This window comes from Reinekea blandensis MED297 (assembly GCF_000153185.1).
GTDB lineage: Bacteria > Pseudomonadota > Gammaproteobacteria > Pseudomonadales > Natronospirillaceae > Reinekea > Reinekea blandensis.
On sequence record NZ_CH724152.1, the window covers coordinates 413813 to 426797 of the forward strand.

10 protein-coding genes are annotated in these 12985 nt (G+C 54.2%); 5 read left to right on the forward strand and 5 right to left on the reverse strand.

Translation table 11 applies throughout. From position 1 onward, the window contains the following. The first annotated feature begins 58 nt into the window (after positions 1-58). Positions 59-1060 carry a succinylglutamate desuccinylase/aspartoacylase family protein gene (locus MED297_RS13530; protein WP_008045834.1) on the forward strand — a complete coding sequence of 334 codons (1002 nt, stop codon included), beginning with the start codon at positions 59-61 and terminating at the stop codon, positions 1058-1060. A 1-nt stretch (position 1061) separates the two neighbouring features. Here the strand turns inward: MED297_RS13530 and MED297_RS13535 are convergent, their stop codons facing one another. Together MED297_RS13535 and MED297_RS21400 are read right to left on the reverse strand one after the other, a co-directional pair. Then, a complete protein-coding gene (locus MED297_RS13535; RefSeq protein WP_008045835.1) occupies positions 1062-2066 on the reverse strand; it encodes a helix-turn-helix domain-containing protein in 1005 nt (334 codons plus the stop codon). After that, positions 2059-2955: a hypothetical protein gene (locus MED297_RS21400; RefSeq protein WP_008045836.1), complete on the reverse strand. Its 897-nt coding sequence runs from the start codon at positions 2953-2955 to the stop codon at positions 2059-2061. Before MED297_RS21400 ends, MED297_RS13535 begins: the two co-directional genes overlap by 8 nt. A gap of 333 nt (positions 2956-3288) precedes the next feature. Here MED297_RS21400 and MED297_RS13550 point away from each other — a divergent pair, with 333 nt between their 5' ends. The 3 genes from MED297_RS13550 to MED297_RS13560 all read left to right on the forward strand — a co-directional run bounded on the left by MED297_RS13550 (position 3289) and on the right by MED297_RS13560 (position 8938). Beyond that, a complete protein-coding gene (locus tag MED297_RS13550) occupies positions 3289-5328 on the forward strand; it encodes a phytase (RefSeq protein WP_008045837.1) in 2040 nt (679 codons plus the stop codon). 593 nt (positions 5329-5921) lie between these two features. Next, the gene (locus MED297_RS13555; protein ID WP_008045839.1) at positions 5922-7664 is read left to right on the forward strand and encodes a carbohydrate-binding protein; all 1743 of its coding nucleotides are present in this window, start codon (positions 5922-5924) and stop codon (positions 7662-7664) included. A gap of 251 nt (positions 7665-7915) precedes the next feature. Beyond that, positions 7916-8938 carry a CobW family GTP-binding protein gene (locus tag MED297_RS13560; protein ID WP_008045840.1) on the forward strand — a complete coding sequence of 341 codons (1023 nt, stop codon included), beginning with the start codon at positions 7916-7918 and terminating at the stop codon, positions 8936-8938. Here the strand turns inward: MED297_RS13560 and MED297_RS13565 are convergent. Then, positions 8914-10467 (reverse strand): glutamate synthase-related protein, encoded by a 1554-nt coding sequence (locus tag MED297_RS13565; RefSeq protein WP_008045841.1) that lies wholly within the window; start codon positions 10465-10467, stop codon positions 8914-8916. The genes MED297_RS13560 and MED297_RS13565 overlap by 25 nt on opposite strands. An 82-nt stretch (positions 10468-10549) precedes the next feature. After that, positions 10550-11167 carry a YuxH family protein gene (locus tag MED297_RS13570; protein WP_008045842.1) on the reverse strand — a complete coding sequence of 206 codons (618 nt, stop codon included), beginning with the start codon at positions 11165-11167 and terminating at the stop codon, positions 10550-10552. 177 nt (positions 11168-11344) lie between these two features. Between MED297_RS13570 and MED297_RS13575 the strand changes: the two genes are divergently transcribed. Continuing rightward, positions 11345-11752, forward strand: a complete 408-nt coding sequence (locus MED297_RS13575) for a GFA family protein (RefSeq protein WP_008045844.1) — start codon at positions 11345-11347, stop codon at positions 11750-11752. A gap of 65 nt (positions 11753-11817) precedes the next feature. Here the strand turns inward: MED297_RS13575 and MED297_RS13580 are convergent. Next, positions 11818-12985 (reverse strand): ABC transporter ATP-binding protein (locus MED297_RS13580; protein WP_008045845.1); only part of this gene is annotated, 1168 nt, incomplete at its 5' end.

Here is a 12985-nt window from a genome sequence, read left to right on the forward strand (position 1 = left end):
TCTGACATTGGGTTATAACTCAGCAATCGACGTTTGAATCCAAAAGGGGAAGGGGTCCATGGTCATAGCAGGGCAGAGTGTTCGGCCGGGACAAACGCTGCAGCTTGAGCTGCCGGTTGCGAAGCTCTACACCGATACCGACGTCTGTATTCCGGTGCACATCATTCGCGGCCGGAAGGACGGCCCGACCGTGTTTGTCTCGGCGGCGGTCCATGGAGACGAACTCAATGGCATTGAAGTTGTCCGTCGTCTGATCCAACAGAAAAGCCTCAAAATTTCCTATGGCACACTGATTCTGGTGCCGATGGTGAATGTTTATGGGGTATTGAGCCAGAGTCGGTATATGCCGGACAGGCGCGACTTAAACCGCAGTTTCCCCGGATCGGATAAAGGTTCGTTGGCCGCTCGCGTGGCCGACATTTTTCTCGATGAGATCGTGCGGCATTGTGACTATGGGATCGATCTGCACACCGGGGCGATTCATCGCTCTAACCTTCCTCAGATTCGCGCGGACTTGGGCGATGAGTCCACCCTGGCGCTGGCGCGTGAGTTTGGTGTGCCGGTGCTCTTGAATGCCAACATCCGGGATGGATCGCTGCGTCAGGCCGCGGTGGAAGCCGGCTGCCGTATTTTACTTTACGAAGCGGGGCAGGCGCTGCGCTTTGATGAGCTGTCCATCCGGGCCGGCGTGCGCGGCGTCACGAATGTTCTTTCTCACCTTGGCATGGTGCGACGCAAGCGCCGACGTGAAAAAGTAACGCCTTATATTGCGAACAACAGCACCTGGTCGCGTGCCAGTGCCAGTGGCATTGTCCGTGATCGCAAGAAACTCGGTGACTGGGTAGAAAAGGGCGAAGCCCTGGCGGAAATCGGCGATCCGTTTGGTCGGGTGATCGGTACCGTCAATGCGTCACGCGCCGGCATTGTCATTGGCAAACAAAACATTCCCTTGGTGCAAGAAGGCGATGCCATGTTTCATGTCGCTTGGTTTTCAGAACCCGAAGCCGGCACCAGTATTGTCGAGCACTTTGAAACGCTTCAGGAAACCATTGAACGGTAGGTCAGGTTGGCACCTGCGCAAACCAGCGTTTCCAGGACCGACGAAAATTACTGCGGTCGGGGATGTCAAAGTAGGCTGCGACGTCTGCGCTTGAGTAGTGCCGATCCTCCATCAGCTCAACGGCCTTGTACAACCGGCATTCATCGACCAGATGTTGGTAGCTGGTGCGATGTTTCTTCAATTTACGCTTCAGGGTCGCAGGGCTGATCTGAAACTGTTGAGCGACCTCGGAAAGCTTGGGTGGCTGTTGCAGGTTGACTCTCAGTTCCTGCCGAACTCTGTCGATCAGAGAACTGGGACTAACCGCCCGCTCTGAAGCGTGGATCAAGGCGCTTTGATAAAGACTCTCGGAGCGCTGCGTTAACGGGCATGACAACATTGCTGACGGAATCGCCAACGAGGTGCAATGGGCCTTAAAAGCCGGCACAAACCCCAGATTCTGTTGAAACGCCAGGAGATGTTTGGGGGCTTTGCCGGGTAACGCTAAGGTCCACGGCAGTGACTGATTCAACTGCCATTGGTAGAAGGACACCAATGCCATGACGCTGTAATTGATCAGCCATAACCACAGCGCGACATTGCGATGGTTAAACAGATTAAACCGGTCGTGAAAGTACAAGCGCAGTCGTGCTGGCGTTTCCACCATCTGTATGTCTGTTAATGGCAGCCAGTTGTGCTGGTGAGTGATGAAGTGATGCAGGCTGTCGCCGAGTGTCGGTGCTTGCGACAACAGTTGACTGAGCACGGGGTCATGACCCGGCAGCAATTGTCGCCCGATACTGAAGGGCGCATCCGGTTGTGCCAGTTGATGGCTGTTGGCAATCACCGTGTAGAGATCGGCGGGACTCAGTTTCTGGCCCTGAATCAGCTCACGATAGAACAGCGGTGTTCCGCGCAATAACTCATCGGCTGCCCGACCACGTTGGCGTCCATCGTCGATGATAAACGCAGCGCCCTGTTGGAACGTGAGGATGCGATCGTCCTGTTCGATCCAGCGATCACCCATGACTTGCCGAGGTCGCAAGGTGAGCGCGGTCAGGTGACAACGACAGCGACTGAATGGCTTCGTCGGTGCTGGCAAAAACGCTCCCCTGCAGTTTAAAACGAGGTTCGTTACCCTTGGAGCTGAGTGGCCAGCGCGTGGACGTCAGTACCTGTTGAAACCGCTTCACTTCGGCACTGACATTGGTGCTCGATAGGTTGGTGATTAACAGTCCCAAACCATCATCGCTGATGCGAAACAGGGTTTCTCCTTCGCGCGAGTTCAACAACAGCAACTCTGTCCACCGAAGGCGCAGATCGGTCGTTTGCTGAGTGGATTGTGACCGGCTCCAATGTTCATAGTCGAGCCATTGAAATTGCAACAGACACACTGGATCTGGCGATGCATTCAATCGGGTTGGCAGTTCCCAGGCATAGGGCAGGCAAGTCTGCAAATCGACGGTCATTGATTTTTGAAACATCAGGGATCGCCGTTGCATTAATAGATTAATCAGGCTTTGTTCTCGACTCCATAAAAACAAACCCACGGTCAAGCACAACACGCCCAAAGGAAAGGATTCAAGCCAGGCATCCAACCAAGCGTCCTCCGGAAACCGGATGATTTCATCAATGACATCCTGCATTCCGCTGATCAGCATTCCAATGAACCCGGCGGCGAGCCAACAGGTCGTCGCGTTATTCTGCCGTACCTGCAGGATGACTAGAAACCAAACGGCAATAAACAACACCAGGCTAGATTCGCCAAGGACATCCAGGACGCTGATATCGTGAACAGGTTTGACATGACCCAGCTGATAGGCGATGAGCCACTGGTAAATGAGCAGGCAAACGGTGCCGACAATCATGTATCGCCAGGGTTTGAGGCGAATGAGCTTTTGAATAATCCAATGCATGACTCAGTACTTACTAAAAAACTGATGGTTGTTATAGATCCCCTCTGTTGCAAGCCGATGACGCCATTGTGCAAAGTCGTCAAAAAAGTCAGATCAGCTCACCTAAGAAGCCGTTAATGTGCTTTGGAAAAACGATTGGCGATAGTTTAAAGGGATTGTTGCGGGTTTGATCGATAAACACAGAGTTAAATTGGCTCAGACGATGGATTTTTGTGCAAAAAAAGACCGCGACTTTGCCCCTCATTCCCTGTGCGCTCATGACAGGCCACAGGATTGTCATAAAGCCTCATTAGGTTGGCGATCCCGTACTTACCCCTCAACGGAGATCACCGTATGAATAAATTGAGTTTCGTGTTACCCATCGCGACTGGTCTGTTACTCGGCTGTCAAAGCATGACCATCAGTGAAAACCCCAACAATAAACTGAGTGTCTCAACCGTACAGACTGACAGCAGTTATGATGACATCGCGGATGGTGTGGTTTGGCAGTCTGAACAGCACGCTGGCCACTATCTGATTGTCACGGCCGAAGGTGATGGCGTATTGGTTTACGATGAGCAGGGCCGTGAAGTGGCGAGTGCGGACGATGAAGCACTGTCAGCCGATCTGGTTTACGACCTGGCCGGGTCTGATGTGTTGGTTTTCGCTCAGGAGGATGCTGAAGCGCTGAGCTTTTATCGCTTTAATCCTGCCGCTGATGAGATGCTTCAGGCTGCAGGCGATTGGCCATTACCGTTTGCGCCGTCCGGTGTCTGTTTCTATAAAAATCCGACCACGCAGTCGGCCACTGTAACCGCCATTTCCGAAGCCGGTGACGTCGCCCAGTTTAAACTTATCGTTCGCAATGGCCAGGTCATCAGTTCGGTCCTAACAAAAGAAGGAACACCCAAACCCGTGCGAGAATTCAACGTTGGTGGTGAGTTGAGTTCCTGCGTCATCGATAGCCGGGACGCCAAGCTGTACATCGCGGAACAGAACGTCGGTGTCTGGGTCTATGGCGCTGATGTGGAAAACGTAAAAGATCGACGGCTACTAGAGACGGTTGCCCCGTTGGGACATCTTATTGAAATTGAAGATATGGACCTAACGCTGCAAGAGGAAGGCAACAGTGTTCTTTGGGTCGCGGATGAAGGCGCCGGATTGGTCGCCCTGCAAACGAATGCGGACACGAGCTTCATTGGGGCCTTGAGTGTCGAGGGTTTTGATGAAGTGAAGCTGGTCAGTGCAGCTAATGGCGGACTTTGGTTGGGCAATACTGAGCTCGAAGAACCTGTGTATCAGTGGGTGTCCAATGCTCAGGTAAGCCTGGCATTAAATACTCCGGATTTACTAAAAACCATCGTATCTCCATGGGAGGTATCGGTCGGCGATGTCACTCTGGTTCGGGTGACAGGTGAAACCGACAGCGTTGATGACGATGGCGACGCTGCTGACGACGCTGCCTTTTGGCTGAATCCGGAGGCACCGGAACACTCTGTGATTCTCGGTACCAATAAACAGGGTGGTTTGATGGCGTACAGCCTGACAGGTGACGAATTACAGTATCTGGAAGGCGGTGAACCGAACAATGTCGATTTGCGCACGGTTCTGACGGCAAAAGGAATGCGGGTCATCGCCGGCGCAACCAATCGTGAGTTGAATACCCTCGCGTTTTACGAAGTGCAGGCTGCAAACACGGACACACCGCTTCACCCTTTGCCAGTGACCGGACCGTTTGTCCACAACGACGCTCATGAAGCCAAAACCGAGTTGAACGAAGTATATGGGTTCTGTATGGGCATCGTCGACGATCAATTGTACGCCTACGCGAATGGTAAAAGTGGTCGTGTGGAGCAGTGGCAAATTGATGTTCAGGGTGCCGCGGTAGTTGCGCAACGAGTACGTACCTTAAACGTGCCATCTCAGCCGGAAGGCTGTGTGGTCGATGATCGCACCGGTACCTTGTATTTGGGTGAAGAAGATGAAGGGATCTGGGTATTCGATGCGCGCGCGGACGGCTCTGTTAGCGGCGAGAAAATCATAGCGATTGATGGTGAATACCTGGTCGCCGATGTTGAGGGCTTGACGCTGGTGAACAACGAGCATCAGCATTGGCTGATTGCATCCAGTCAGGGCAACAACACCTATGCGGTTTATGACATTGCGGCGGACTATGCACCGATCGGACATTTTGCGCTCATCGAAAACGGTTCGGTTGATGGTGCCAGCGATACCGATGGCATTGAGCTGGTTACCGGTTACATCAGCGAACAGTATCCCGATGGCATCTTCATTGCGCAGGACTGGTATAACATTGATGAGCGATATGAGACTGAGAATCAAAACTTTAAACTCGTCTCTTGGGCGACGATCGTGTCGGCTTTGAGTGAGTAAATCGATTATTGAGGACATCAACGCCTGACCACGTCAGGCGTTTTTTGCCTTCGCGTTGATGTCTTATTATTGATCGCGCGTGTCCGATTAACCAACAGAGTGATGCAATTGGTTTCGAGTATAAGACCAATGCAATGCGTCGTTCATTTACCGATAAAAAACCGGACCTGTCGCCCTTCATTCAGAGGATTTATAGGCCTACTTCTCATTTTTTTTAAGACACCATTGGTATTGTTTTTCAGGTGCTTGGCAACAACTTTTGCGATCAGGCTTTATGTCATAACACTGCGCATTCGCTGTTAAAGAGCACTAGAGTCATTGCACAAATCAGTGTCTGCTTTTTTTAAGACGGTGACCTCAATTGGTTTGGCAAAGTTCGAATGCTTTCCCTCCGACGCCAGACCATGCAGTTGAATAGAACCGGTCTTTCTTAATAAAAAAGTACGAACGCATCCGATTGTGCTGATTCTGTCTGTTGAACGTTCGCTTGATCTCAGTGTTGCAAGTTTCATTTTCGCGCAGGAGTTGTCGAATCGGGCGATCAAATAATGAACCTAGGGCCGTGTTAACTGGCCCTAATATGAGGTCGAGTGATGAAAACAGGTTTATCGAACCTGGGGCGGTCAATCTCGGAAGCACAAAAACAACTGGGCACGCTGGTCAGTGTCGGTGGATTTATTTTGGCTTCCGGAATGGCTTCTGCCACGGTGTTTCAAGCAGAAGATTACAATGTTTATTTTGATACCACGCCCGGAAATACCGGGGGTGTTTATCGTAGCGAGGATGTGGATATTGAAGCGACCACCGATAATGGCGGTGGCTACAATGTCGGTTGGGTCGCTGCGTCCGAGTGGCTGGTGTTCAATAATCTGAATATTCCCGTTTCCGGGCGCTATAACGTCAGTGTGCGTGTCGCCAGCGGCGTGGGTGGACAGCTGTCGACCGATTTAAACGGCGGGTCCGTGGTGTTGGCTCAGTTTGAGGTGCCCAATACCGGAGGATGGCAAAACTGGCAAACCCTGACCAAAACCGTAGAAATCGGTGCCGGTAATTACGATCTCGGAGTTTTTGCCACCACGGGAGACTGGAACCTGAACTGGATTGAAGTGGTGCCGGTAAGCTCAGGTAATAACGTGGCTTCCATCAAGCAGCATTGCAGTTTCACCGGCTGGTCGATTGATTTGCCGGTCGGGTCCTATTCTTTGGGTGATCTTCAGGCTCGTGGCTTGGTGAATAACGATGCTTCCTCCATTCAGTTGGATACGGGTTTTGAAGCGGTTCTCTATGACAACGCCGACTTCACCGGCAACTCGGTCACGGTGAAAGCGTCGGACGACTGTCTGGTCGACAATGGCTTCAACGATAAAACTTCGTCCGTGGTCATTCGTAAATCGGACGTTTCAACACCGGGTGAACCGGGTACCGCGAATGGCCGTCACGATCGTTTGAAAATCACCAATGCCTGTAATGAACCACTGTGGGTGCAATGGCAAACCGCACCGACCGTTACCTTTGACGGACCGAACCGAAAACGGATTGAACCTGGCCAGTCATACTCCTACAGCATCCCCGACCGTGGATTGCCTTCGATGCGTTTCTGGCCTGGCTTTGGCTGTGATGCAGACGGTCACAACTGCCGAGTGGGGGCCAGCGGTGGACCGCCGGATCTGGGCTTTACCTGTCCACCGGAAGGCTGTTCACCGCCGATCGACTCCAAGTTTGAAGCCTCCTTCGGGTGTATTCCCGGTGTGAATGAAGCGGAGTGCCATGCCAACCCGTCCGATCCTTCGAACAAACTGGGGCGCTTGGATTGGTGGAACTCCAGTATGGTCGATGGCTTTACCACCCCGATTAAAGTTGAAGTGGAAGGCTATTGCCCGGTCAATGACCCTGGTAACGCCGGACCGGGAGGACCAGCTGGTGGTGTCATCGATTGTTCAACGTTGAGTGTTTCGGAATGCCCGACGGCCGAAAACCTGAGCACCAATGGTCAGTTCCCGCACCTGGCGAACGTAAACATGCAGTTGATCAATCCGAATACCGGACAGGTTGCCGGCTGTTACTCACCGGCAGGACGTCTGACTTACAATCACTGGCCTGATGGCACCCCGACCTATCACCCAACCGATGCCGAAGCTGTTATGTACACCTGTCCGACGCCGCCGGTGTCGCCAACGCGGTGCAGCTCTGGCCCGGCAGAGTACACGCAATACAAAGAGATGATCCATCGGCATTGCGAGACCTACGCCTATGCGTATGACGATGGTTATGGGTTGTCGACCTGTCCGGCTGATACCGCACTGAAATACGAAGTGACGTTCTACTGCCCGCAGTAGTTCATACGTCGATTGTTTGAAACGCAACACGGGCGGTCGTTATGACCGCCCGTTTCTTTTTTTCATCTTACCGTGTTACTTCGCGTCTTATGTGATTCCACCTCACGCAACTCTTGGCAGCATGGATGGTAAACACCGTTGCCCGATTGAACTTAACGAGTGGTCGGATATCGAATGGTCAGCGAAAAGAGAAGTGTTAAACTTTATCCGATCTAACCCAGTTCATCTTCACCACTAAAGAGGCATCAGTATTGGCTGATTCACACACGATAAACTCCGTTCCGACCTATTTGATCACCGGATTTCTCGGTGTGGGAAAAACCTCGGCGGTGTTGCATCTGTTACGCAATAAACCGGAGCAGGAACGCTGGGCGGTTCTGGTCAATGAGTTTGGCGAAATCGGCATAGACGGAGCGTTACTGACGGCGCAATCAACGAGCGAGTCGGGCGTTTTTATTCGCGAAGTTCCGGGGGGGTGTATGTGTTGCGCGGCGGGTGTTCCCATGCAGGTGGCACTGAACGAGTTGCTGAAGCAGGCCAGGCCGGATCGGTTATTGATTGAACCGACCGGCCTTGGTCACCCCAGAGAAGTGCTCGATGTTCTGACCAGTGAGCACTATCAATCGGTGTTGGCGGTTCAGCGAGTGGTCACACTGGTGGACGCTCGCAAACTGTCGGATGAGCGCTATACCCGCCACGAGACGTTTAATCAGCAGATTGCCATTGCGGACATCGTTGTGGGTAACAAGGTGGATCAGTATCTACCTGAGGATCGCGAACGGTTAAGGGCCTATGTTGCGGATCGGGCGCGCCCGGACACGGAAGTGGCGTTTACGGAGTTTGGTCGGCTGGATCTGGATCGACTCAATGGTGCGTCTGCATCGTCTCAGCATTCACACCCTATTCATCATCATGCCCATGAAGTGCAAACCTCGTTGGTTGGGGAGCCGCCCTTCCCCGCGTCAGGGATCATCCGGGCGGTAAACGAAGGCGAAGGCTATGTCAGTCAGGGGTGGCGGTTTTCCCCGGAGCGGCTGTTCGATTACGAGCGGGCACAGCAGCTTGTTGAACAGGTGGATGTCACAAGATTGAAGGCAGTGTTTCTGACCAATCAGGGCGCGGTCGGCATGAACAAAACCGAAGACGGTTTGCAGCTCACGCGCGTGAATAGGAGTTTGGAGAGCCGGGTTGAAGTGATTGCCGATCACCTCGACCCGGCGTTTGAGAATGAGTTGTTGGCCTGTCTGACTCAGTCGAAAGACAGCCGTTCATAGCCGGCATAGGCAACGCCAGAGAGCTGCGCCATGTCGCGCTTCCAGGTCGCCAGATCGTCGCGGGTCAGTTGCGACAGTTCGGTATGTCCGCAGGCGCGGGCCATCACTTTCATCAGCTCATTACTGCTTGTTAAAAAGGTGCTCAGGCGTTCGGCCGACGAGGCGACGTCCAGTCGTTTGCGCAGTTCCGGTTTTTGCGTGGCGATGCCCGCCGGACAGTTGTTGGTATTGCACATGCGTGCGGCGACGCAACCGATGGCCTGCATGGCGCTGTTGGCAACGGCAATGCCATCGGCCCCGAGAGCCAGCGCTTTGACAAAGTCGGCTGGCGTACGCAACCCGCCGGTGATGATCAAGGTTACGCGACCACTGGCCCCTTGCTGGTCAAGGTAGCGACGGGCGCGGGCCAGGGCGGGAATAGTTGGTACACTGATGTGATCCCGGAACAGTTCCGGCGCAGCACCGGTGCCACCACCGCGACCGTCGAGTATGAGATAATCGGCACTGGCATCCAGCGCAAACTGAATGTCTTTTTCAATGTGGTTCGCGCTGAGTTTAAAGCCAATGGGAATGCCGCCGGTACGTTCGCGTACCCGATCGGCGAAGGCGTGAAAGTCTTGCGGTGTGTGCAGGTCCTTGAATGTCGCCGGTGAAATGGCGTCTTCACCCGCCTTCAACCCGCGGACTTCAGCAATCTTGTCGGTGACCTTATTGGCTGGCAGGTGCCCTCCGGTGCCGGTTTTAGCGCCCTGACCGCCTTTAAAATGAAACGCCTGAACCTTATCGAGCTTGTCGTCACTGTAACCAAAACCAGCGCTGGCGTATTCATAAAAATAGCGTCGGTTTTCGGCCTGCTCTTCGGGCAACATGCCGCCCTCTCCGGAACAGATGCCGGTTCCGGCTTGGTCTGCACCGCGCGCCATGGCAGTTTTCGCTTCCTCCGACAGGGCACCGAAACTCATGTCGGACACCAGTAACGGCATGGACAATTTCAACGGCTTGCGCGCGTTAGGACCGATGATCAACTCACTGGCCACGTCGACATCGTCCAGTTGCGGCTGTGTGGCCAGTTGGGCCGTCATAATCTGAATGTCGTTCCAATCGGGCAGTTGCTGGCGCGGGACACCCATGGCCGTCATGGCGCCGTGACTGCCCATGCCGGCCAGGCCTTGTTTAGCCAGGTCATGAATCCAGGCAACGGTGGGTTCTTCGGCTGTGGGTTCGGCACTGGGTGATTTGTCCGCCGCGGTATCGGTGCTTACGGGCGCCGGTTGCCCGACCTGGTCATTGGAAAAATTTTTGTGGGTACCGTCGCAAAAGGGCTTGTCGGCGGATTGTTTGCATTGGCACAGGTAGGCGTCCCCGGTTTCTTCCGCGGTAAACCCGATCGGTTTAAACCCGGTACCTTTGTGTGAGCCATCGCAGAACGGTTGGTTCTGCGAGCGGCCGCAGGCACAGAACCAGTATTCTTCGCCTTCGGTCAAGCTCACTTTGGCGGGGCGATTATTAGCGATGATGGGTTCGGACATGAGTTTCCTCCCGTGCAGAATGGTGTCGCTTCAGCATAGGAGGTTTCAACGACTTTTTCAGGTCAGGGGTCGATTCGACGGTTTAGCGAAGGGCGCGCAGCAGCGTATTGGCCCAGTACAGGGCGTCCTGATAAAGCGTTTCAGTCGCCTCGGACTGAGGTTGGCGTTGGTGACCCTGTTGCTCCACCTGAATGGCTTGACGAATGGCCTCGCGCAGTCCGTATCCGTACGTCCGTAATGCGTCACGACTCTCTTTTTTGGGTTGGAACAGGGTAAAGACGGCATCGGGTTTTTCCAGCGCAAGCTGGTTCCGGCCGCTGAGCAGGGCACCGAGAAAGGCCAGATCCTTATTGAGAGGACCGGTGGTGCGGAAAAAGTCTGCGGTCAGGCGAGCCCGGATTAACAATCGCACCTGAGCGCTGCGATCGTGTTTGCGACTCAAAAGCAGATAGGCAAACAAAAACTGTTTTACTTCAATCAGCCCCAGATACACCACGGCCTGATGGACCGTGCCGGTGGCGTTTTCCGGATCGTTCTGACGTTTATCGGCGTAGCGGATCAACGTCCGGGCACAGGTCTGGTCGGCTTCAATGGCATCGATCAGTGTCCGCAACTCGCATTGGTAGCTGACCAATCGGGGCGCCAACGCCCTCAACGAAGGGTTCAGCAGCGTTGCTGCCTGGTCAATAGAAACGGTCACAGTCAGTTCCTGTACGAGTGGTTCAACGATAACTGAGTTAATGGGCGCGAATTTATACCATGACTGTTCAAGACAGACCAGCGAACCGCTGGGACCGACCCTATGCGACCAATGGTAGAGTGACCGAAACGGCGCCGGTCATTATGCTGAACCCTCGCAATTCAGGAGAAAACAACGATGAAAGGGTCCTGTTTATGCGGTGCGGTGTCTTACCAGGTAACACCGCCCGCGCATCTGTTTCAAAACTGTCACTGTTCGCGATGCCGGAAACTGACCGGCAGTGCTTTCAGCCCGAACATGATTGTTAAACCGGATCAGTTTCAATGGTTGCAGGGGGCTGACCAGGTGGGCCGGTATGAAGTCGCGGAGGCTAAATACTTTGCCACCGCTTTTTGTCGGCAATGTGGCAGTACCTTGCCCTGGATGGTGCAGGGCGGTCGCAGCGTGGTGGTTCCGGCGGGGACACTGGACGACCCATTGCCCAGCGGCCCGACTCAGAACATTCATTGGGCGTCTAAGGCCGATTGGTTCGACCAGGACATGGACTTGCCCTGCTTCAATGAGTTGCCACCGCCGAAAGCCTGAGTATCGCGGTCAGTGACCGTTAGGTGGCTTGTTCACGAGAAAATGACGGAAAATACTGTCGGTCATTATTGGCCTTCATGTTGCTGCCAAAGACGCCGGTAAGGTCCGTCTACTTGGAGCAGAGCGTCGTGATCGCCCAGTTGATTGAGTCGGCCATCGACCAGGACGGCAATCCGGTCGGCGCGTCGGGCACTGTCTAGGCGGTGTGTAATGGCGATGACGGTGCGGCCTTTAAGCAGGTTATCCAGTTGTCGCTCCATGATGCCGGATTGTGTCGGATTCAGACTGGCCATGGCTTCATCGAGAATGACAATGTCCGGATCTTTCAGCAGCAGTCGTGTGAGTGCTAATTGTTGTTCCTGAGCCGGGGTGAGGGTTCGGAACCCGGCACCGACCGGCTCCTGAAGCTTGTCCGGCAAGGCCTGTACCCAAGGCCAGGCGCCGGTCTGAATCAGGGCGTGTTGCAGTTGCTCATCGGATGTTTCAGGAGCTGACAGCCGCAGATCGTCCGCCAGGGGGCCGGAAAAGACGTGGGTCTCCTGAGTCAATAACGTTATCCGGTCGGGCAAGCTGGCCAATAACTCGGCAACGTCCACTCCGCCTAAGCGGAGCTGTCCGGAGGTCGGTATATGTATGCCCGCCAGCAGTTTACCCAGTGTGGTTTTCCCCGCACCGCTTGGACCGACGATGGCCAGGTGTTCGCCAGGCGGCACCGTGAGTGTAAGGTCGAACAATGTCCAGTCCTCCTCGGGGCCGTATCGAAAACAGAGATGGTTCAACTTAAGCGCCGTATCACTCGGGGTCAGATGACTCGGGCGGGTATAAACCGCCATCGGCTCAACGCCCAAGACGCGACGATAAGCAGCCGAAGCGGACTGCAGATTGTCCAGCAGTTCGAGCAAAGTGCTGATGGGGTCAATCAAGCGTAACTGATAGAGGGCGGCGGCCGTCAACAGGCCCAGTGTCAGGGCGCCTTGTTGGAACCACAGATAACCGAGCCCCAACGTCAGCAGCATGGACAGGCTCTGCCCGAAAATCACCGCGGGCCGTAAGACATTGCGTGCACGCGTGGTCGACATGGCGGCATCGTAGATGCCATCTACCTGCTGTTTGACTTTGGTCTGAGCGGCGCCCAGTCGTTTCAGTTCCTTGAGGGTGCTCCAGCCGTTCAATTGCTCCTGCAGGGTTTCAGTAAACTGACCAACGCGGCGACGTTCCTCATCATATCGCGGT

What these genes read in the sequence shown, in the direction of transcription:
- MED297_RS13530 (WP_008045834.1), top strand. Translation starts at nt 59, where the DNA reads ATGGTCATAGCAGGGCAGAGTGTTCGGCCGGGACAAACGCTGCAGCTT.
- MED297_RS13575 (WP_008045844.1), top strand. Translation starts at nt 11,345, where the DNA reads ATGAAAGGGTCCTGTTTATGCGGTGCGGTGTCTTACCAGGTAACACCG.
- MED297_RS13555 (WP_008045839.1), top strand. Translation starts at nt 5,922, where the DNA reads ATGAAAACAGGTTTATCGAACCTGGGGCGGTCAATCTCGGAAGCACAA.
- MED297_RS13535 (WP_008045835.1), bottom strand. Translation starts at nt 2,066, where the DNA reads ATGGGTGATCGCTGGATCGAACAGGACGATCGCATCCTCACGTTCCAA.
- MED297_RS13565 (WP_008045841.1), bottom strand. Translation starts at nt 10,467, where the DNA reads ATGTCCGAACCCATCATCGCTAATAATCGCCCCGCCAAAGTGAGCTTG.
- MED297_RS21400 (WP_008045836.1), bottom strand. Translation starts at nt 2,955, where the DNA reads ATGCATTGGATTATTCAAAAGCTCATTCGCCTCAAACCCTGGCGATAC.
- MED297_RS13550 (WP_008045837.1), top strand. Translation starts at nt 3,289, where the DNA reads ATGAATAAATTGAGTTTCGTGTTACCCATCGCGACTGGTCTGTTACTC.